This window comes from Streptomyces sp. NPDC021224 (assembly GCF_044332905.1).
Classification (GTDB): Bacteria; Actinomycetota; Actinomycetes; order Streptomycetales; family Streptomycetaceae; genus Actinacidiphila.
In genome coordinates this window covers 163697-183321 of the sequence record NZ_JBIRPW010000005.1, presented here as the reverse complement: position 1 = coordinate 183321, position 19625 = coordinate 163697, and the positions used below count along the sequence as shown (strand labels likewise).

The following is a 19625-nucleotide window of genomic DNA, read 5'->3' as shown; positions in this document are numbered from 1 at the left end:
AGTGTCTCCCACCTGCCGGGCGGCCCGTCATACGGCCGGCTGCGAGAAGTGAAGCCATCCGGCCGAGGCCCCTACAAGTTCTGAACAACCCTCCCCCCTCCCCCGGTTCACCGCCCGCACCCCTACGGGAAGGACGCCACTCGTGGCCACCTCCGTCAGGGCGACGTCCGACGGCAGCCCGCCGTCTTCCAGGCCCGCCCCGCGCTCCACATCCCAGGACGGCAGCCGACCTCCCGGCTGGCGCGCCCGGCTCTACCGCTTCGACACCAAGGCGTCGCCGTACGCCTATGTCGCCCCGTTCTTCATCGTCTTCGCCGCCTTCGGCCTGTTCCCGCTGATCTACACCGGCTGGCTCTCGCTGCATCAGGTCGAGCTGGGAACGCACGGATCGTGGGTGGGTTTCGACAACTACACCGCCCTGTGGGACAGCCCGTTCTTCTGGAAGGCGCTGCGCAACACCTTCACGCTCGCGGTGATCTCCACGGTCCCGCAGCTGCTGATGGCGCTCGGCATCGCGCACCTGCTCAACTACAAGATGCGCGGCCGTTCCTTCTTCCGGGTCGCGGTCCTGGCCCCGTACGCGACGTCGGTCGCCGCGGCCACGCTGGTCTTCGTCCAGATGTACAACCCCGACTACGGCATCGTGAACGAGGTGCTGGGCAAGGTCGGCTTCCCGCACATCGACTGGGAGTCGTCCAAGTGGCCCGCGCAGATAGCGATCTCCTCGATCGTCACGTGGCGCTGGACCGGCTACAACGCGCTGATCTACCTGGCCGCGATGCAGGCCGTCCCCGCCGACCTGTACGAGGCGGCCGCGCTGGACGGTGCCTCGCGCTGGCGGCAGTTCGTCAACGTCACGATCCCGTCGATCCGCCCGACGATCCTCTTCACGATCATCGTCTCCACCATCGGCGCGACCCAGCTGTTCGGTGAGCCGCTGATGTACGGCGGTGGCGTCGGCATCACCGGCGGCACCGACCACCAGTACCAGACGCTCAGCCTCTACATGTACGACCAGGGCTGGAACGTCGGCGAGCTCGGCCGGGCCTCCGCCGTGGCCTGGGTCATGCTGCTGATCCTGCTGCTCATCGGTGCCGCCAACCTGCTGATCGCGCGCTCCAACCGCAAGAAGCTGGGGGGCTGACCCATGGCTCAGATCGCCGAGAACGCGCGGACCGCGGGTCCGCGCCACTCCACCGCCGCCGTCCCGCGCCGCCGCCGCGGCAGGGCCGGAGCGCCGGGCAAGCAGCAGAACGCCGGTCCGATCGCGTACCTGCTGCTGATCTTCGCCGCGCTGGTGTCGCTCTTCCCGCTGTACTGGACGGTCAGCGCCGCGTCGCACACCGACCAGGACATCATCGACGCGCACCCGTCGCTGCTGGTGCCCAGCGGCCACCTGATCTCCAACATGAAGATCGTCTGGGACCAGGTCGACATGACCAAGGCCCTCATCAACTCGACGATCGTGGCGGGCCTGGTGGCCCTCAGCACCGTGCTGTTCGCGACGCTGGCCGGCTTCGCCTTCGCCAAGCTCCAGTTCCGCGGCCGCAACGCGCTGCTGACCATCGTCGTCGCCACCATGACGATCCCGCCGCAGCTCAGCGTGATCCCGCTCTACCAGATCATCACCAACGTGGGCTGGGTCAACCACCTGCAGTCGGTCATCCTGCCCTCGCTGGTCGCCGCGTTCGGCGTGTTCTTCATGCGGCAGTTCCTCTCCGAGGCGCTGCCGATCGAGCTGATCGAGGCCGCCCGCGTCGACGGAGCGCACAGCCTGCGCATCCTGTGGCACGTCGTCTTCCCCATCGCCCGACCCGCGATGGCCGTCCTGGGCATGCTCGTCTTCGTCCAGGCCTGGAACGACTTCTTCTGGCCCCTCATCGCCCTGAGCGAGCAGAACCCGACGGTGCAGGTCGCACTGGCCGGTGTCGGCTCCGGCAACCACAGCGTGGACCACGCGGTGGTCGTGACCGCCGCCCTGGTCGCGACGCTGCCGCTGCTGATCGTCTTCGCCGTGCTGGGCAAGCAGATCGTCGGCGGTATCACCGCGGGCGCCGTCAAGAGCTGACCTCACGCGCCCGTACGGCGACCACCCCCGCGCCGTACGGGCCCGTGAGAGCCCCCTTCCCCCGACTACCCCCTGATTCCCCTGGAGTCCCCCGTCATGACAGCTGTCCATTCAGAGGGCACCGAGCTTTCCACCGGCTCTGCCTCGCTCCGATTCCCCCCCGGCTTCGTCTGGGGGTCGGCAACGGCCGCCTACCAGGTCGAGGGCGCCGCAGCCGAGGACGGCCGGACGCCTTCGATCTGGGACACGTTCAGCCACACGCCTGGCCGGGTCCGCAACGGGGACACCGGTGACATCGCCGCCGACCACTACCACCGCTACCGCGACGACGTCGCCCTCATGTCCGACCTGGGCCTGGGCGCGTACCGCTTCTCCGTGTCCTGGTCGCGGGTCCAGCCCACCGGGCGCGGCCCCGCCGTCCAGCGCGGACTGGACTTCTACCGCCGGCTGACCGACGAGCTGCTCGACAAGGGCATCACCCCGGTCGCCACCCTCTACCACTGGGACCTGCCCCAGGACCTGGAGGACGTCGGCGGCTGGACCGTCCGCGACACCACCGAGCGCTTCGCCGAATACACCGAGATCGTCGCGAGCGCGCTCGGCGACCGGGTGCCGTACTGGACGACGCTCAACGAGCCGTGGTGCTCGGCCTACCTCGGCTACGGCTCCGGCGTGCACGCCCCCGGGCGCACCGAGCCGGAGTCCGCCCTCAAGGCCGCCCACCACCTCAACCTCGCCCATGGCCGGGCGATCGGGGTTCTGCGTTCCGTTCTCCCCGCTACAGCGCAGACCTCGATCACCCTCAACCTGCACCAGGTCCGCCCGCTCAGCGACTCCGCCGCCGACCTGGACGCCGCCCGCCGTATCGACGCGGTCGGCAACCGGGTCTTCCTCGGCCCGATCCTCGGCGACGGCTACCCCGCCGACCTGCTCGACGACACCGCGCACATCGTCGACTGGGAGAGCCTGGTCAAGGACGGCGACCTCGCCGAGATCAGCCGCCCCATCGACCTGCTCGGCATCAACTACTACACGCCGACGCTGGTCTCCGACGGCCGCGCGCACACCGAGGGCGCCCAGCTGCCGCGCAACGACGGCCACGGCGACAGCGACCACTCCCCGTGGCCCGGCTCCGAGCACGTCGCCTTCCACCAGTCGCCCGGCGAGACCACCGCGATGCGCTGGTCCATCGACGCGACCGGCCTGCGCGACCTCATCAACCGCATCGCCCGCGACTACCCGGGCCTGCCGATGATGATCACCGAGAACGGCGCCGCCTACGACGACTACGTCTCGCCCGAGGGCCAGGTCAACGACCCCGAGCGGATCTCGTACGTGCACGGTCACCTCGCCGCCGTCCACGAGACCATCGCCGGCGGCGCCGACGTGCGCGGCTACTTCCTGTGGTCCCTCATGGACAACTTCGAGTGGGCCTACGGCTACAGCAAGCGCTTCGGTGCGGTCTACGTCGACTTCGGCACCCAGCGCCGGATTCCGAAGCGCAGCGCCCACTGGTACTCCCAGGTGGCGCGGTCAAACGTCCTTCCGGACCTCCCGGAGGAGGACGGGAAGTCCTGAGGGGACGGGAAAAAGGAGCGGTACGGCAGTTCGAGGGTGCTGCCGTACCGCTCCTTTCGTCGTCCGCGGATCCGCCCTACGGGGGCGGCTCCAGCTTGACGCCCACCCCGCGCAGCGTGTGCAGGTAGCGCGGCCGGGCCGCCGACTCGCCGAGCTTGCGGCGCAGCCACGACAGGTGCACGTCGATCGTCTGGTCGTCCCCGTACGACTGCCGCCACACCTCCGCGAGCAGCTCCCGCCGCGCCACCACCACCCCCGGCCGCGCCGCCAGGAAGCTCAGCAGGTCGAACTCCCGCCGGCTCAGCGCCAGCGCCACCCCGTCCAGCACGGCGAGCCTGCGCCGCGCGTCGATCGTCAGCCCCCCGACCCGGATCACCGCCTCCACCGGCGGCACCGCCCGCCCCCGGGCCCGGCGCAGCACCGCCGCCAGCCGCGCGGCCAGCAGCTCCACCGCGTACGGCTTGACGACGTAGTCGTCCGCCCCCACGTGCAGCAGCCGCACCGCCTGCGGCTCCTCCCGGCCCGTCGCCGTCACCAGCACCGGCACGTCGCTGAAGCCGCGCAGCATCCGCAGCGCCTCCGCGCCGCCCATGTCCGGCAGCCCCAGATCCAGCACGACGGCGTCGAACCGCCCGCGCCCCACTTCCCGTAACGCCTCCAGGGCGGTTCCGACACTGCGGACGCTGTACGAGGCGTCCGTCAGATGACGGATCACCGTGGAGCGTAAGAAGGTGTCGTCCTCGACGACCAGAACGCCGGCCATCCCGGCAACTTAGCGCGTTCGGCTCCGCCGGGTTCGCCGGTTGTGACGCTCCGCCGACGCCGTCAGCCGAAGGCGTGCGGGGGCGGGGGCGGGGACGGGGTGGCGGTCGCGTCGGTCACGACCGGGGCGCCGGCGGTGAAGGCGGTCAGGGAGGGGCCGGACTCGACCCGGCCGGGGTGCGGGTCGGTCGCCACCCGGCGGGTCAGCTCGGCCACCGGCAGGGGGTGGTCGGCGGCCCACAGCACGGCGTTGCCGAAACGCTTCCCCCGCAGCACCGCCGGGTCGGCCGCGACGCAGACCTCCGCGAAGGCCGCGCCCGCCGTGGCGATCTGGCCGCGCAGGAAGGCCAGCGCCCCGCCGTCCGTCAGGTTCGCGGCGTAGCAGCCGTCGGGCCGCAGCACCCGGCGCACGTCCGTGAGGAACTCCGCGCTGGTCAGGTGCTTGGGCGTGCGGGCACCGCCGAAGACGTCGGCGATGACCAGATCCGCCCACCCGTCCGGCACCTTCGTCAGGCCCTCGCGCGCGTCACCGCTGCGCACCTTGATCCGCCAGCCGCGCTCCCACGGCAGATGCGTCCGCACCAGCTCGACCAGCGCGGTGTCCAGCTCGATGACCTGCTGCGTGGACCGCGGCCGGGTGAACGCGGTGTACCGCGCGAGCGTCAGCGCCCCGCCGCCGAGATGGACGACCCGCAGCGGGGCGCCCGGCGGCGCGGCCAGGTCGATGACATGGCCCAGCCGGCGCTGGTAGGAGAAGCCCAGGTGGTCCGGCTCGGCGAGGTCCACATGCGACTGCGGCGCGCCCTCCACGACCAGCGCCCAGGCCCGCGGGCGCTCCCGGTCCGGTACGAGGGCCGCGGCGCCGCCGCCGACCTGTGCGGTCACCGCCTCGGGGGTACGCGCTCTGCCGCCGCGCTCTCTTCTGCCTGCCATGCGCCGATTATCCGGGCCCGGCGGCTACCTCGTGCGCAACCCCAGGTAACCGTCGGCCAGCTCGATCGTGCGGGCCGCCTGACCGAGCGCGGCACGCAGCACCGCGGGGTCGGTCACCGCGGTCTCCTCGCGCGGCGGCACCAGCCACCCGCCGTCCGCACCGGGCGCGACCGCGCTCGTACACGAGCTGCCCGGCACGTCCCAGCCGTCGGCCGTCCCCGGCGGCACGAGGAAGCCGAGGCTGGCGCCGTCGCCGTCGTGCAGCACCGGGCCCACGCCGCTGCCGTAGCGCAGCAGGTCGACCGCTTCGAGGCCCTGCCGGGCCGGTACCGTCACCAGCTCGCACGACGCCGGCAGCTCGCTGCCCTCCGGGCTGGGGCCCGACCTGTGCGTACCGCTCGTGTCCGCCACGGCAAACACTCCTCTCACGACGGGATGTGCCACACCCGTACAACGCGGGAGTCCGGCGCGGATTCGCTTCGCCAGGGGTGGCGTTGCCTGGCGAATAGTGGGTGGGATATCCGGTTTGTACGATGTGCTCCCGGTGGGGCTCCCGCCGGGGGGCCCGGCGGCCCGCCCGTGGCCCGGGGAGCCACCCGTACGGAGCAACGACGCAGGGCGCGGCCGGCGCACCCGGCCTAGCGTGAAAACATGGCCCGCCTGCGCATCGTCGCCGCCCTCGCCGCGGCCCTGACGGCGACCCTCCTGGCCGCACCGCACCCGGCGGACGGCACCGCCTCCGCCGCCCCCTACGACCAGCACCCCACCTGGGCCGGCTGCCCCAACGTCCCCACCCCCCGTGCGGGCGCCGGTCCGCAGCACATGGAGTGCGCCACCCTCAGCGTCCCCCGCGACTACGCCCGCCCCGACCGCGGCGAACTCGACCTCGCGATCAGCCGGATCCCGGCGACCGGCCCCGGCCCGCGCCTCGGCTCGCTCCTGGTCAACTTCGGCGGCCCCGGCCTGCCCGGCATCCCCGAACTCGCCGCGGTCGCGGCCAACGGCGACCTCGCCAGCCTCAACCGGCGCTACGACCTCGTCGGCTTCGACCCGCGCGGAGTCGGCCGCAGCACCCCCGTGGACTGCGGCGACCTCTCCGGCGTGACATCCACCGACGCCGCCGTCCAGGCCCGTCAGGTGGCCCAGGCCTGCCGCGCGCACTCCGGCGGCCTGCTGCCCTTCGTCGGCACCCGCAACGCCGCGCACGACATGGACGTCATCCGCTCCGCCGTCGGCGACGACCGGCTGACCTACCTCGGCTTCTCCTACGGCGGCCGCCTCGGCTCCGTCTACGCCCACGAATTCCCCCAGCACACCGGGCGCATGGTGCTCGACGGGGTGCCCGACCCCACACTCGACGACATCGGCACCGCGCTCGCCCAGAGCGCCGCCTTCCAGCACGCCCTCACCGACTTCGCCGCCGACTGCGCCGCGCGCTCCTGCCCCATCGCGGGACACACCGCGAAGGAAGTCGTCGCCGGCATCGCGGAACAGGGCCACGCCCTCGACGGCGGCGGCGTCGCCACCGTCACCGGCCAGCTCGACCACGAGGGCTTCGTGCAGGGCGTGCAGAACGCCCTCTACTCCAAGGACGACTGGTCCGACCTGCGGGACGCGCTGCGCGCCCTGCGCACGGGGGACGGCGAACCGATGATGCAGCTCGCCTACCCCGGCCAGATGGGACAGCTCGGCGGCGGCATGCTCGGCCGGCTCACCACGACCGGCTCCGGACCCGGCTCCGGCTCCGGACCCGACTGGGCGGTGCCCGACAACTACGAGATGGCCAAGCTCGCGATCGACTGCCAGGACACGCCGGAGCGGCGCACGGCCGCGGCCGTGCACCGCCTCGACGGGCGCTTCACCGCCGCCTCCGACGTGTTCGGGCCCTCCATCGAGGCCACCCTGCTCGCCTGCACGGGCTGGCCCCCGGGCGACCGCGCCTCCCGCGAGGTCTCCGCCCGGACCGCTCCGCAGGCCCTGCTCGTCGGCACGACGGCGGACCCCGCGACCCCGTACCCGGGCGCCGCCCACATGGCCGCGGCCCTCGGCAACGGAAGCCGTGTCCTGACGTACCGGGGTGACGGGCACGGGGCGTACTTCGCGCACAACCGCTGCGTACGGGGTTCTGTCGAGGCGTATCTGGTCGAGGGCACGCTGCCCTCGCCGGGGGCGGTGTGCTGACGCTCCGTCCTGGGCGGTGCGGTTTCGCCGTGCGACCTTGCGGTGGGGTGGGGGTTGCTCGCGCAGTTCTCCCCCAGGGCTTCGCCCGGGAGGTGCCCCCACGCGCCCCTGGTTGTTGCCCGGCGGGGCATCGCGCTTTCCCTCCGGTGGGTGGGGTCGGGGGCCGCCACGGGGCACCTCCTCGGAATGCGCCTTCACCCTCCTCCCGAGTTGGTGGAGGGACCGGCAGCGCATTCCTGCGGGGGCACCCCGCACCGTCCCCCTCCGGGACGGTGCGGCGGCTGCCTGCCGGTGGGGGGTTCTCGTGCGAGGGAGGGTGCCGCTCGCGGGGTCAGGGGTGGCCGGGGAAGCGGCGGGGGAAGAGGAAGCCCTCGGCCACCGCGGTGGCGGCGGCGACGCGGGGGAGGTCGGGGCGCCGCTCGCAGAGCAGGTGGCGGGGGTACCACGTGGGGTCGTACGCGGAGTACGTGCGGGAGCGTTCCGCGATGTTCCAGTGCCGGGCGAGCAGCCGCAAGGGTCCACGGGAAGCCGCTGCGGAACGGAACGCCGTGGTGTTGAGGGAGACGCGGGTGACCCCGGCGACGGGGCCGGACGCCCCGGACGCCGCGGTGAGGAGCAGGTCGGTGAGGAGGTGGTCCGCGGGGGCGCGGCCGGAGTCGCGGTCGTAGCGGACGAGGTCGAGGGTGAGTCCGTCCGGGCCCCAGGGGACGAAGCCGAGGAGCGCGCAGGTGCGGCCGTTGGGGTCGAGGCACTCGGCGAGCAGGCAGTCGCCGTCGGTCTCGTCGCCGAGGCGGCCGAGGGCGACGGCGAAGCCGCGTTCGGCGGGGTGGCGGCGCCAGGCGTCGGCGAGCTGGCGCAGGCGGCGCCAGTCGTCGGGCGGGACGTCGCGCTGGCGGCGGATCCGTGCGGTGTAGCCCGCGCCGGTGAGCAGGTCGTGGGCGTTGCGGAGGGCGGGGGTCTCGCCCGCGGCGAAGTCCCGGGGGGTGACGACGGCCTCCCCGCCGGAGGCGTACGCGTGGAAGCCCTGCGCGGCGTAGGCGGCGGCGGCTTCGGCGCCGGCGTTGGTGACGGCGGGGACCCAGGCGTGCGCGCCGGCCAGGTCGAGCCAGGCGGTGACGGCGGCGGACCAGGCGGCGGGCGGGCCGAGGGGGTCGCCGGAGGCGAGGGCGACGCCGTTGACGACGCGGTAGAGGATCGCCGCGTCCCGGTCGGGGGACCAGCACACGGATTTGTCGCGGCGCAGCGCGAAGTAGCCGAAGGAGTCGCGCCGCCCGTACGCGCGCAGCAGCGCCCGCAGCCGGCGTTCGTCGGTGGGCTGGAGCCGGGCGCGGCGGCGGGGGGCGCGGAAGAAGGCGAGCAGGACGACGAGCAGGAGGGCGACGCTGAGGACGTTGATCGCCAGGTCGGTCCAGCCGGGCACGGTGATGCCGGGCAGGTCGAACAGCCCGGAGACGGTCAGGACGCGCACGGAGGCGTAGCGCAGGCTCGCGGCCCATTCGCGTGGCGGGGTGCGGTCGGTGGCGTGCACCAGCAGGGTGCCGACGCCGACGGCGACGACCGCGCCGATCACCAGGCTGGTCAGGCCGAGGGCGACGTTGCCGCGTTCGCCGCGCACGTTGAAGACCGGGCGGGAGACGAGCAGCGCCAGCAGGAAGGCGACGGTGACGGCGAGCGCGAGCCAGTTGACGGCGTGGCCGCGGGAGGTGCCCACGGCCCCGAGCGTGCCGACGAGGATGAGCGTGTAGCCCGCGGCGAGCACCGTGGTGAGGATCCAGGCGGCGCGTTTGCGGCGGCGCAGGCTGACGGAGAGCAGCAGCGCGAGCACCGCGCCGGTGAAGCCGGGGCTGACCAGGAAGGCGGTGACGTACTCGCCGTCGGTGGCGGCCCGCACCCGCTGGCGGAAGGGGGTGACGAGGCCGGTGACGACGTTGACGGCGGTCGCGAGCCGCAGGTACCAGACGGCGGCGGTCGCGCCGGGCGCGCGCAGCGGGCGCAGCACCCGGCCGAGCAGCACCTCCAGCCGGGAGGGCGGGATGTCGACGATCGTCGGCCGGGCCGCTTCCGCCTTGCTGAGCGACACCGGGCTGGGCGCGCCCGCGACCGCGTCCATCGCGCGGGTCTTCCAGGCGACGAGCCGCCGGTGGATGCGCTCCTCGCGGCGCTCGGCGCGGGCCATCCGGCGCGGCCTGCTGCCGTAGCGCCAGCGCGCCCAGGGGCTGCCGGGGCGGGCCAGCCGCAGGGCGCCGACGACGGCGAGGAAGGGCAGCATCACCCCGAGCAGCCCGGTCCACACCTTGCCCTTGGCCAGGCACAGCACGACGAAGCCGAGCAGGACGGCGGCGATCAGGTAGGTCGTCCAGGAGGTGCCGCCGACGTAGCCGCCGAGCGGGGCCTGGCCGATGAGCAGCAGGCCGATGACGCACACCGCGAGGATCACCGCGTCGACGGACCGGCGGCCCTCCTCCCGCCAGTAGACGTCCTCCAGGTGCAGCACGAGCGCGAACTCGTCGAGGACCAGGCCGCAGCCCGCGCCGAAGACGACGGCGAGGATGTCGTGCGCCAGCGGGCCGCCGTGCACCGCGAAGGAGCCGACGCCGCCGACGATCATCATGATCTGCCCGAAGACGACATGGTGGATGTGCAGGCCGCCGGGCTGCACATTGCCCGGCCACCAGGACACGCCCCGGCGGATCATCCGGACGCTGAAACGGATGAAGAGGAAGGAACCGAGCAGACCGGCGAGGAGCAGGAAGAGCGGGGTGCGGCCACCGGTGCCGGAGATGTGTACGCGGACGGCGTCCGACAGCGACCAGTGGCCCATCGTCCCAGGGTGCGTTCCAGGGCACACCCGGCCAAGCGGGCACGCCGGTCTCACGATGTCTTACCGCGTCCTACGGCCTTGTACGACGCCGAAGGCCCTCCGTGAACACGGAGGGCCTTCGAATCAGGTGCGCCGCCAGGGACTCGAACCCCGGACCCGCTGATTAAGAGTCAGCTGCTCTAACCAACTGAGCTAGCGGCGCCTGCTGACGAGGAAGACATTAGCACCCCCTGCGGCGACCTGGGAAATCGATAAGGTTCAGGCGCTCCCGGGCACCCCGGCGAGCACCGGCGGGGCCTCCCTGCGGGCCTCCCGGACGGCCCGCAGACACGCCCACAGCAGCACGTCCGGGCCCGGCAGCCAGGGGTGGCGGGTGTCCGGCGCGACGACCCAGCGTGACATTCCCGGGCCCGGCTCCCGGTCCGCGGAAGCGGCCGGAAGGTCGTCCGGGGGCAGCGCCCGCACCGGCGGCACGGTCACCGCGTCGCCCGCGCCGTGGCAGAGCATCGGCGGCACCGCGCCCGCCCACTCCTCCCAGCCGAGCAGGAAGGGCAGCCGCTGGGCGGTGCCCGGCGCGGCGAGCAGCAGCACCCGGCCGCGGTGCACGGCGACCGGGCCGCTGCCCGGACCCGCCGCCCACAGCTGCTCCAGCACCCGGCGGCCGAACAGCGGGGTGAGGTTGACCACGTCGAAGGCCTTGCCGCACGGCAGGACGCTCGGGGCGCCCGGCCGCGCCGACCACAGGGCCTCCACACTGCGCGGGAAAGCACTCGCGGAGGCCAGCCAGGCGGCGCCTTCCGGGGTGACACAGGCGGTGTGCCGGCGCCGCTGGGCCTCGGTGACTATGCCGACCACACTTCCCGCTGGGGTGTTCCGCTGCCATTCATCCATGTCATCTACAGGTACGCGCCCGACGGGCCCCGCCCCGGCGAATCGGCGGAACACGGGACAGCGGCGGACAGGAGGGGTACCCTTCCTTCCTCACACCGCGCGACTGACCCGTTACGGGGTGGTACCGCCACCCGCGATCAGGGCCGCGCCCCACTCGGCCATCCTCCGCGCGTAGTCCTCCGACCAGCCCGCCTGCCGGGCGACCTCGTCGGCACCGAGCCGGTCGAAACGGCGCGGATCGGTGAGCTGCGCGGCCGCGATGGCCTGGAACTCCGCCGCCCGGTCGGCCGCGCTGCGGAAGGCCTGCTCCAGCTCGCTCGCACGGGCCAGCAACTCCTGCGGGTCGTCCATCGACTCCAGCTCGAAGAAGCGGTCGCCGCCCTCGTCGCCGCCGGGCGCCCCCGGCTCGAAGAGCAGCCGCGCGGGACGCCTGGGCCGCTCCACCCGGCCGGCCCGTCCGCCGTCGCCCTCCCGGCCCGAACTCCCCTGCTGCTCCTCGGACATACGCTGACCTCCGCCGATCCGTTCCGGTTCCCGACCCTCCATTGTCCCGCGTGCGCCCTACCCACGAGCCCGGCCCCGTACGCCCGCCGGCCCCGTACGCCGATCCGGGCCGCCCTCACGGCCGCCACGCCACCCGGTGCTCCGCCAGATGTGCCAGCACCGCGTGGTTGGCCTCCCAGCCGTCGGGACTGCGACCCGACAGCCGCCTGGCGGCGGCGCGCCGGACTCCGCCCGGCCGACACGGGGCCACACCCCACCTCACGGCCGCCACGCCACCCGGTGCTCCGCCAGATGTGCCAGCACCGCGTGGTTGGCCTCCCAGCCGTCGGGGAACTTCACCGTCACGCCGAGGCGGACCGGGTCGGAGGAGGGGTGTTCGTCGAGGAGGTCGGCGACGCCCGCGCGGCAGACGACGATGCAGGCGTGGCGGTGGCGGGAGGCCAGCACGCACAGGCGGCCGGTCTCCAGGTGGAAGGCGGTGGCGTCGGGGCGGCCGGACAGCGGGTGGAGGACGACGGTGACGTCGAACTCCCGGCCCTGGAGGCGGTTCGCGGTGTCCACCGCCACCCCGGACGGCCCCGAGGGCACGCCCACCGCGGCGAGCGCCGAGCGGACGGCCGCGGCCTGGTCGCGGTGCGCGGTGCCGACCGCGATCCGGTCGGCGGTCAGCGGCGCGGGGTCGGGGCCGCGCTCGGAGTACGTCAGGCCGCCGCGGTCCAGCAGCCGCCGGACGACCGCGGCCACCGCCCGTACCGCCTCCGGGTCGGTGCGCGGGGTGTGCCGGGCGGGCAGCTCCAGCAGGCCCCAGCCGGACTCCGCGGCCTCGTCCAGCACCCGGTCCGGCCCGCCGCCCTCCCCCGGCACCCCGAAGACCAGCCGCCGGTCGCCGTGGCCCGTGCCGCTGCGGAAGGGGGTGTACGGGTAGAACGCGCGGGAGACCAGCGGCGCCGCCGACGCGGGCAGCCGCCACGACACCGGCAGCCGGTGCTGCGGCAGGCCCGGGTTGTGGGCCAGCAGCGTCACGACCGCGCTCGCCGACGGATCCCAGCTCAGCCCCGCCCACTGCTCGGCGCCGACCACACTGAAGGGGTCGAGCTGGCCGGGGTCGCCCACGAACAGGGCACGTTCGAACAGGCCCGCGACCTGGAGCAGCGCGTCCGACCGCATCTGGTACGCCTCGTCCACGATGGCGTGCCGCCACGGCTCGACGTCCTTGACGTACGCCCACTTCGCCGCCGTCGCGATCACCACGGCCCGGTCGCGCAGCTCGGCGACCGAGGAGGACTTCGCGATCCCCGGATGCCGGTCCAGCGACGGGTCCGGGGGCGAGTCCGCGCCGTGCAGGCGGCCCACGGCGAGATCGGGGTCGGCGCTCGCGAGACGGTCGGCGAGGTCGTCGACCTGCGCGTTCGTCTGCGCGACGATCATCAGCTGCTCACCGGACGCGGCCAGTTCGCGGGCCGCGCGCACCACGAGGGTGGACTTGCCCGCGCCCGGCGGGGAGTCCACGACCACCCCGCGGGCGGTGCCGCTCATGGTGCCGGCCAGGATCGCCGCGGTCGCCGCCGCGGCCTCCGCCCCCGGGTCGAAGCGGTCGGCGGTGGCGGCGCCACCGGAGCCCAGCGTCACAGGAAGTCCTCCGCGGTCACGGTGTCGGGGGCCTCGGCCGGCAGCGGCTGCTGCTGCCCGCCCTGGCCCGGCGGCCCCCCGTGCGTCCAGGGCGTCGCCTCCGGCTCGGGCAGCGCGGGTCCGCCGCGCGGGTCGTGCGCGAAGAAGGTGAAGGTCACGCGGTCGCCGGGGGCGGGGACGGAGCCCTCGCGGGGCGTCTTCCCCGCGCCCATGCCGCCGGTGAGCCGCACGGTGACGAGCCACTCGGCGGGGGCGGGCCCGTCCGCCGGGTGCACCTCCCCGGGGCGGGGGCCCGGCACGGGGTGCGCCGGGGTGACGGCCACCAGGTCCGCGGTCTGGGCGGACTTCGCGTCCGGGACCGCGCGGAAGGCCCGCGTCCCCGGTTCCGCCTGCGGGAAGTCGGCCGTCACGAGCGTCACCAGCGGGCGGGGCATGGGGCGGCGCCCCTCCGAGTACGCCATCTCCACCTCCCGCACCGTGCCGCTGAACGCCTCGCCCGACAGCCGCCGCGCCGCCATCACCAGCGGATCGTCGAGCGCCTCCTGCGCGTACAGGCGGGCCTGGGCCGTCTCCCGCCCGGCGAGCTTCTGCGCCGCCGTCACCGCGTCGTCCCGCCGGGGCTGCGGCGGCTCCCCCGCGCGCAGCCGGTCGCGGTGGCCGGTGAAGGACCAGCGGTCCCGCTTCCACCGCTCCGCGACGTGCGCGCCCTCGGGAAGCGCCCGCAGCAGGTCCACACCGCGCCAGACGTCCTCCCACGTCGGCCGCAGCTGCGAGGCGACCAGCCGGCGCACGTCCGCCTCCGCGACCCGCATCGGGCCCGTCGCGCCCGCGGCGCGCGCCGCGTCGTAGCGCTCCAGGGCGGGCGCGAGGACGCGGTTGTCGAACACCGGGTCCGTCGCGGGGCCCGCGGGCGGGCTGAACAGCAGGCCGTCCGCGCCCCGCCCGGTCTGCGCGCGGGCCGCCGCGGCCGGGCCGTCCAGCCCCTCGGGCGGGTCGATCCAGCCGAGCAGCGCGCCCAGGTGCTGGTCCTCCATCGCGCTCTGGCCCGTTGCCCAGTGCCGGGTGAGCAGATCCGTCATCGCGACGAGCAGCGCGCTGCCGGGCGTACGGGCCCGCTCCGCGTAATGCGTCAGCCACCGCCCCAGCAGCGGCACCGGGACCGGCACCGGGTGCGGGGCGTCGGCGTCCTCGACGGTGCGCAGATAGCGGGTCGAGCGGCCCATCAGCCGCACGTACTCCAGGGCCGCGCCGTTCGGCACGATCACCTGCGGGGCGTCCGCGCACACCTCGGTCTCTTCCCGGTTGCGCGTCGCCGGCTCCGTCTCGACGTCGTCCGCGTACGCGTCCACCACCGGCAGGACCGCGGCGGCGAGCCCCGCGAAGAACGCGAACCGCTGCTCGCGGTCGAGCGGCTGCGGGACGACCAGGAGCGTCGGCTCGGCGCGGTCGGTGCCCACCATGGCGCCCAGCGGTGCGCCCGCCTCGCCGGCGGTCGTGAGCGGGACGAGGACGATGGGGCTTTGCGACAGGTGGCGGTGTCGTGCCGTTGCGGCGGGGACCGCCCGGCCACATCCCGCGGCTTCCGCCCGCGCCAGCACATTCATGAGGCTCACGCGGCCTCCCCGCGCCGGGGCTGCCACCTGCGGTGGGAGCGTGCCTGCGGGTGCGCGGGGGCTTGCCGCGCAGTTCCCCGCGCGGTCGCGTGTCCACTCTCCCCCGGTGGGGGCTGGTCGCGGGTGACACCGCACGAGGCAGGACGGGGCGCGGCGCAGCACAGCGTGCTCATGACGCCGCCTCGGTGAGGGCCTCCGCGCGGAGGGTGGCGGCGCGGCGGAGGGCGCGGACGGCGGGGTCGTCCGTGGGGGTGTCCGGCGGGGCGAGGGCGGCGGCGCGGACGGCCTCCAGCGTGGTGAGGGCTCCGAGGTCGGCGCGCAGGGCGCGGCCCAGCGCCTCGACGGAGTCCGCCGCGCGGGCCCGCTCCCGGCAGTGGAAGGCCAGTTCGCAACTGGACAGGCACTCGGGGGCGTACGCGGCGGGCACGGCTTCGACGGAGGCGGCGAGGTCGGGGCGGGGCGCGGCGGGGTCGAAGGTCGTGCCCTCGGGGAGCAGCGCCGCGATCTCCTCGATGCGGGTGAGGCGGGTCAGCTGCCGCCGGGTGACGGCGAGCTGCTTGCGGACGTCGACGCTGTCCGCGGTGGGGAGGTTGGAGAAGTCCTTGGGGCAGACGAGCAGGACGTCGCTGCGCGTGCGGCCGGGTTCGACCGCGTCGAGCGCGAGGACGTACACCGCGGCCTGCCGCGCGGCGGCGCCGACCTTCATCGCGTCGGCGGCGCCGTCCAGGATGGGGAAGGACTTGATCTCGACGACGGTCCAGACGCCGTCCGGGGCGACGGCCACCGCGTCGGGCTCCAGGAAGACCGTGGAGCCGGCGACGTCGAGGGCGAGCAGCGGGTGGTCCAGCAGCGTCCAGCGGCCGCGCGGGGCCTCGGCGAGGGCGATCCGGGTGCGGGCGGTGCGGCCCTCGGGTCCTGCCGCGGCGAGGTCGGGGACCTCCGCGCGTTCCCCGTCGGCGCCCAGCAGCCGCAGCAGTTCGGCGCAGCCGTCGGCCTTGACGCGGGCCTCGAAGGCGTGGCCGCGGGAGAAGGCGAAGCGGGACTGGCCGAAGCGGGCGGGCGCGCCCAGCGCTTCGGCGACGGCCCCCTTGTCGACCCCCGCGGCGTCCAGCAGGGAGCGGCGGCGGCAGCCGGGGTTGGCGGCGAGGGCGGCGAGCGCCCGCGCGTCGAGCGGCCGGGCGGCGGTGTCGGGGCCGCGCAGCACGGCCAGCCGCTCCCGCAGTGTGTGGTGCGTAGTGCTCACCCGCGCAAGTGTGGCACCCGGCTACGACAACCGGCCCCCGGCTCCGCCCGTCGCGCGGGTCGCGACACCGGCCGAACGCCCCGGCCACGGACGACCGCAGCCCGCCGAACGCCCCGGCCACGGACGACCGCAGCCCGCCGACGAGGTGGAACACGGCGCGGGGCCCGCCGGACGGTGTCGTCCGGCGGGCCCCGCGGCACGCTCTTCCTACGCTCTGCTGGGCTCGCTGCGCCCCTGCGCCTGCGTGCCGTCCGGATCGGCGGCCGGGTCCGGAATCGGACCCGGATCCGGATCCGGGTCGGCGGCTGCTTCCGCGGGCTCGGCCGGCGGCTGCGCGGGGGTGGCCGGGCGCGGGGCCGGGACCTTCGCCGACGCGGCGGGCTCGGCGGTGGCAGCCACAGGGGCGGGGGCCGCGGCCGCCGCCGGGCGGAGCTTCGCGTGGTAGTGGTCGAGCACCCGCAGCGCGGGCCTGGAGAGCAGGAAGCCGACGCCCATCGTGGCGACGCCTGCGGCCGCGTCCATGAGGTAGTGGTTGGCGGTGCCCATGACGACCATCGCGGTGGTCAGCGGGTAGAGCACGCCGAGGACGCGGACGAAGGTGTTGCGGCCGTAGCGGAAGAGCATGATGCCGCACCACAGCGACCAGCCGACGTGCAGGCTGGGCATGGCGGCGTACTCGTTGGTGAGGTGCCCGAGGCCGCGCGGGGCGCTCGCGTCGGTGCCCCACCAGCCGTAGCTGCCGTACTGGGCCATGGTGTCCATGAAGCCGTGCGCCCCGGGCAGCAGCCGGGGCGGCGCGGTGGGCATGGTCGTGAAGCCGACCAGGCCGATGAGCGTGGAGATCATCAGCCAGGTGCGGGCCTGCCGGTAGTGGGTGGGGCGGCGCAGCCAGAGCCAGACCAGGATCGTCGGGGTGACGATGTAGTGCATCGACGCGTACATGAAGTCCGCGGGGACGCCCAGGAAGGCGTGGTGCGTGAAGAGCCGGTTGAACCAGCGCTCGGGGTCGAGGTGGGTCAGCTGTTCGAAGTGCAGGATGTCCGCACCGTGCTCGACAGCGTCGTCCACGTCACCGCGCACCAGCAGACGCGCGCCGGAGTACAGCGCGTAGACCACGGCAATCAACGGCAGCTCGGTCCACCAGCGCAGCCTGCCGCGGTAGGCGGCAGCTCGCGGCGCGGCGGCGGTGATCGTCATTGCGGGCGTCTCTCCAGGTTCTCCGAAGGCCGCGGGCTGCGGTCATGGACTTGTGACGTACCCTCTACCGTACGACGTACGGTAAACCGTACGCACACCGCCCCGGCAAAAGCGATGAAACCCCGAGTTTATGCGGCGTTCAGCGCTCGTACGGTGTTCAACCACCCAGCGCGGGGGGTAAGCATGCACCGCGGAGGACGCGGTGAGGACGCTCCGGGTTGCCCTCCCCGCCCCGCGTGATCGCGAAGGACGTGAAACAGACAAGCCGATGTCCACCACCCAGCCGGTCCGCCCCCCACGGCGCCGTGCCCCACGCAACTCGCTCAACCCCGACCGTATCCTCGATGCCGCGCTGACCCTGCTGGACCGCGACGGCGCCGAGGCCTTCACCATGCGCGGCCTCGCCCAGCAGCTCGGTGTCGGCACGATGGCCGTCTACTCGCACTTCCGGGGCAAGGACGAGATCAGTGACGCCGTGGCCCAGCGGCTGCTGGACACGATAGAGCTTCCGCAGGGGCGTTCCGGCGATCCGCGCAGTGAATTGCGCGAGGTGTGCCTCGGGGTATATCGGCTGTTCACCGATCATCCGTCCGCGCTGGAACTGCTGGCCGGACGGCCGCTGCGCGGGGACGACGCGATCGGCCTGATCGACCGGATGCTCGCGCTGCTGCAGCAGGCCGGGCTCGGCCACGAGGACGCGGCCCACGCGCACGTGGCGCTCATGCAGTACACGGTCGGCTCCGCGCTGTGGAACACCCGGCGCTCGCGCGCACTGGGCAAGGAGGGCGTACGCGAGCGGGTGCTGTCCACGATCGCGGCGCTGGACCCGGACGCCTACCCGGCGCTGGTGGCCCTCGGGCCGGAGCTGCTGTGCGACCGCAACGAGGGCACCGCGCAGTACGAGTACGGGCTCGACGGCCTGCTCTGCGGCCTGCTCCCGCGCGCCCGGCGGGCCTGACCCCGTACCGGGGCGGTCCGGCCCCGCGGCCCCCGGCGGGCGCGCCGCGCGCGTCTGAGCGATGATGGGATTTTCCGTTCTTCGCACGACACGAGAGGCCGCACCGCATGGCTGCGCGCATCCTTCTGGTCCGCCACGGCCAGACGGAATGGTCCCTGTCCGGCCGCCACACCGGGCGTACCGACATCCCGCTGACCGACGAGGGGCGCCGCACCGCGCGGCTGCTCGGCGAGCGGCTCGCGGGCGCGCCCTGGCACGGCCTGCCCGGCACCGAGGTACGCACCAGCCCGCTGGTGCGGGCGTCCGAGACGTGCGAGCTGGCGGGCTTCGGCGACGAGGCCAAGGAGTGGGACGCGCTCCTGGAGTGGCACTACGGCGACTACGAGGGCCTCAAGCCCGCCGAGATCCAGGCGCTGCGCCCGGGGTGGCTCATCTGGCGCGACGGCGTGCCGAACGGCGAGTCGCCCGACGACGTGGCCGCGCGTGTGGACGAGGTGATCGACCGGGTCCGCTCCGGCCACCACGACGTGCTGGTCTTCGCGCACGGCCATGTGCTGCGGATGCTGGGCGCGCGCTGGCTCGGCCTGCCGCCGTCCTTCGGCGCCTCCCTGCGGCTGGAGCCGGCGTCGCTGTCGGTGCTGGGCTGGGCCTACGGGCAGCCGGCCGTCGAACGCTGGAACGACACCGGCCACTTGGGCTGAGAGCGCGCGGCCCCGGCGGATCGGTCCGGGCTGCCGGGGGAACAGCGGCGGGACCGGGTAGCGTTCACAGGGCGGCGCAGCCGCGACCGACGGTCCGTATCCGATGGAGGCTTGATCATGGCAACCACCCGCACCGCTACCACCCAGTGGCAGGGCCCGCTGATGGGCGGCGCAGGCACCGTCTCGCTCGACTCGTCGGGCGTCGGCAAGTACGAGGTCTCCTGGCCCTCGCGCGCCGAGGCGGCCAACGGCAAGACCAGCCCCGAGGAGCTGATCGCCGCGGCCCACTCCTCCTGCTACTCGATGGCGCTCTCGCACGGCCTGGCCGGTGCGGGCACCCCGCCGGAGAGCGTGGAGACGCAGGCGAACGTCACCTTCCAGCCCGGTGAGGGCATCACCGGCATCGTGCTGAAGGTGCAGGCCCGCGTGCCCGGTCTGTCCGCCGAGGACTTCGCGGCCGCCGCGCAGAACGCCAAGGAGAACTGCCCGGTCAGCAAGGCGCTCGCGGGTGTGAACATCACCCTTGAGGCGGAACTGCTCGGCTGA

General features: G+C 74.3%; 17 protein-coding genes and 1 tRNA gene. 7 read left to right on the top strand and 11 right to left on the bottom strand.

Going from position 1 to position 19625, the window contains the following annotated elements:
- The first annotated feature begins 142 nt into the window (after positions 1-142).
- The 3 genes from ACH4PY_RS15090 (at position 143) to ACH4PY_RS15080 (ending at position 3646) form a co-directional block, all read left to right on the top strand.
- Positions 143-1144, top strand: coding sequence for a carbohydrate ABC transporter permease (locus ACH4PY_RS15090; protein WP_398181298.1), 1002 nt, complete (start codon positions 143-145; stop codon positions 1142-1144).
- Between the two features lie 3 nt (positions 1145-1147).
- Positions 1148-2068, top strand: a complete 921-nt coding sequence (locus tag ACH4PY_RS15085) for a carbohydrate ABC transporter permease (protein WP_398181295.1) — start codon at positions 1148-1150, stop codon at positions 2066-2068.
- Positions 2069-2164: 96 nt separating this feature from the next.
- Positions 2165-3646, top strand: coding sequence for a GH1 family beta-glucosidase (locus ACH4PY_RS15080; protein ID WP_398181292.1), 1482 nt, complete (start codon positions 2165-2167; stop codon positions 3644-3646).
- A gap of 76 nt (positions 3647-3722) precedes the next feature.
- Here ACH4PY_RS15080 and ACH4PY_RS15075 read toward each other — a convergent pair whose 3' ends face one another.
- The 3 genes from ACH4PY_RS15075 to ACH4PY_RS15065 all read right to left on the bottom strand — a co-directional run bounded on the left by ACH4PY_RS15075 (position 3723) and on the right by ACH4PY_RS15065 (position 5752).
- The gene (locus ACH4PY_RS15075) at positions 3723-4409 is read right to left on the bottom strand and encodes a response regulator transcription factor (RefSeq protein ID WP_398181289.1); all 687 of its coding nucleotides are present in this window, start codon (positions 4407-4409) and stop codon (positions 3723-3725) included.
- Between the two features lie 62 nt (positions 4410-4471).
- Positions 4472-5341: a spermidine synthase gene (locus tag ACH4PY_RS15070; protein WP_398181286.1), complete on the bottom strand. Its 870-nt coding sequence runs from the start codon at positions 5339-5341 to the stop codon at positions 4472-4474.
- Between the two features lie 24 nt (positions 5342-5365).
- Complete coding sequence (locus ACH4PY_RS15065) at positions 5366-5752, bottom strand: hypothetical protein (protein ID WP_398181284.1); 387 nt, start codon at positions 5750-5752, stop codon at positions 5366-5368.
- A 240-nt stretch (positions 5753-5992) separates the two neighbouring features.
- Between ACH4PY_RS15065 and ACH4PY_RS15060 the strand changes: the two genes are divergently transcribed.
- Positions 5993-7522, top strand: coding sequence for an alpha/beta hydrolase (locus tag ACH4PY_RS15060; protein WP_398181281.1), 1530 nt, complete (start codon positions 5993-5995; stop codon positions 7520-7522).
- A gap of 331 nt (positions 7523-7853) precedes the next feature.
- Here ACH4PY_RS15060 and ACH4PY_RS15055 read toward each other — a convergent pair whose 3' ends face one another.
- The 8 genes from ACH4PY_RS15055 to ACH4PY_RS15020 form a co-directional block, all read right to left on the bottom strand.
- Positions 7854-10343 (bottom strand): phosphatidylglycerol lysyltransferase domain-containing protein, encoded by a 2490-nt coding sequence (locus tag ACH4PY_RS15055; protein ID WP_398181277.1) that lies wholly within the window; start codon positions 10341-10343, stop codon positions 7854-7856.
- A gap of 128 nt (positions 10344-10471) precedes the next feature.
- Positions 10472-10545: transfer RNA gene (locus ACH4PY_RS15050), tRNA-Lys, on the bottom strand.
- A gap of 56 nt (positions 10546-10601) precedes the next feature.
- Complete coding sequence (locus tag ACH4PY_RS15045) at positions 10602-11234, bottom strand: bifunctional DNA primase/polymerase (RefSeq protein WP_398181274.1); 633 nt, start codon at positions 11232-11234, stop codon at positions 10602-10604.
- Positions 11235-11345: 111 nt separating this feature from the next.
- The gene (locus ACH4PY_RS15040; protein ID WP_398181271.1) at positions 11346-11738 is read right to left on the bottom strand and encodes a hypothetical protein; all 393 of its coding nucleotides are present in this window, start codon (positions 11736-11738) and stop codon (positions 11346-11348) included.
- Positions 11739-11996: 258 nt separating this feature from the next.
- Complete coding sequence (locus tag ACH4PY_RS15035) at positions 11997-13367, bottom strand: AAA family ATPase (protein ID WP_398181268.1); 1371 nt, start codon at positions 13365-13367, stop codon at positions 11997-11999.
- A complete protein-coding gene (locus ACH4PY_RS15030) occupies positions 13364-14980 on the bottom strand; it encodes a hypothetical protein (RefSeq protein WP_398181265.1) in 1617 nt (538 codons plus the stop codon). Before ACH4PY_RS15030 ends, ACH4PY_RS15035 begins: the two co-directional genes overlap by 4 nt.
- Before the next feature lie 169 nt (positions 14981-15149).
- On the bottom strand, positions 15150-16223 hold the full coding sequence (locus ACH4PY_RS15025; protein WP_398181262.1) for a hypothetical protein: 1074 nt from the start codon (positions 16221-16223) through the stop codon (positions 15150-15152).
- A 207-nt stretch (positions 16224-16430) separates the two neighbouring features.
- Positions 16431-17420, bottom strand: coding sequence for a phosphatase PAP2 family protein (locus ACH4PY_RS15020; protein WP_398181259.1), 990 nt, complete (start codon positions 17418-17420; stop codon positions 16431-16433).
- A 268-nt stretch (positions 17421-17688) separates the two neighbouring features.
- On the opposite strand from ACH4PY_RS15020, the gene ACH4PY_RS15015 reads away from it, so the two are divergent.
- The 3 genes from ACH4PY_RS15015 (at position 17689) to ACH4PY_RS15005 (ending at position 19625) form a co-directional block, all read left to right on the top strand.
- The gene (locus ACH4PY_RS15015) at positions 17689-18378 is read left to right on the top strand and encodes a TetR/AcrR family transcriptional regulator (protein ID WP_398181256.1); all 690 of its coding nucleotides are present in this window, start codon (positions 17689-17691) and stop codon (positions 18376-18378) included.
- Between the two features lie 107 nt (positions 18379-18485).
- Positions 18486-19079, top strand: coding sequence for a histidine phosphatase family protein (locus ACH4PY_RS15010; protein ID WP_398181253.1), 594 nt, complete (start codon positions 18486-18488; stop codon positions 19077-19079).
- A gap of 117 nt (positions 19080-19196) precedes the next feature.
- On the top strand, positions 19197-19625 hold the full coding sequence (locus ACH4PY_RS15005) for an OsmC family protein (protein ID WP_398181250.1): 429 nt from the start codon (positions 19197-19199) through the stop codon (positions 19623-19625).

Coding starts and splice junctions, on each gene's coding strand:
- ACH4PY_RS15085 (WP_398181295.1), top strand. CDS start 1,148: ATGGCTCAGATCGCCGAGAACGCGCGGACCGCGGGTCCGCGCCACTCC.
- ACH4PY_RS15080 (WP_398181292.1), top strand. CDS start 2,165: ATGACAGCTGTCCATTCAGAGGGCACCGAGCTTTCCACCGGCTCTGCC.
- ACH4PY_RS15075 (WP_398181289.1), bottom strand. CDS start 4,409: ATGGCCGGCGTTCTGGTCGTCGAGGACGACACCTTCTTACGCTCCACG.
- ACH4PY_RS15070 (WP_398181286.1), bottom strand. CDS start 5,341: ATGGCAGGCAGAAGAGAGCGCGGCGGCAGAGCGCGTACCCCCGAGGCG.
- ACH4PY_RS15060 (WP_398181281.1), top strand. CDS start 5,993: ATGGCCCGCCTGCGCATCGTCGCCGCCCTCGCCGCGGCCCTGACGGCG.
- ACH4PY_RS15055 (WP_398181277.1), bottom strand. CDS start 10,343: ATGGGCCACTGGTCGCTGTCGGACGCCGTCCGCGTACACATCTCCGGC.
- ACH4PY_RS15045 (WP_398181274.1), bottom strand. CDS start 11,234: ATGGATGAATGGCAGCGGAACACCCCAGCGGGAAGTGTGGTCGGCATA.
- ACH4PY_RS15040 (WP_398181271.1), bottom strand. CDS start 11,738: ATGTCCGAGGAGCAGCAGGGGAGTTCGGGCCGGGAGGGCGACGGCGGA.
- ACH4PY_RS15020 (WP_398181259.1), bottom strand. CDS start 17,420: ATGACGATCACCGCCGCCGCGCCGCGAGCTGCCGCCTACCGCGGCAGG.
- ACH4PY_RS15015 (WP_398181256.1), top strand. CDS start 17,689: ATGTCCACCACCCAGCCGGTCCGCCCCCCACGGCGCCGTGCCCCACGC.
- ACH4PY_RS15010 (WP_398181253.1), top strand. CDS start 18,486: ATGGCTGCGCGCATCCTTCTGGTCCGCCACGGCCAGACGGAATGGTCC.
- ACH4PY_RS15005 (WP_398181250.1), top strand. CDS start 19,197: ATGGCAACCACCCGCACCGCTACCACCCAGTGGCAGGGCCCGCTGATG.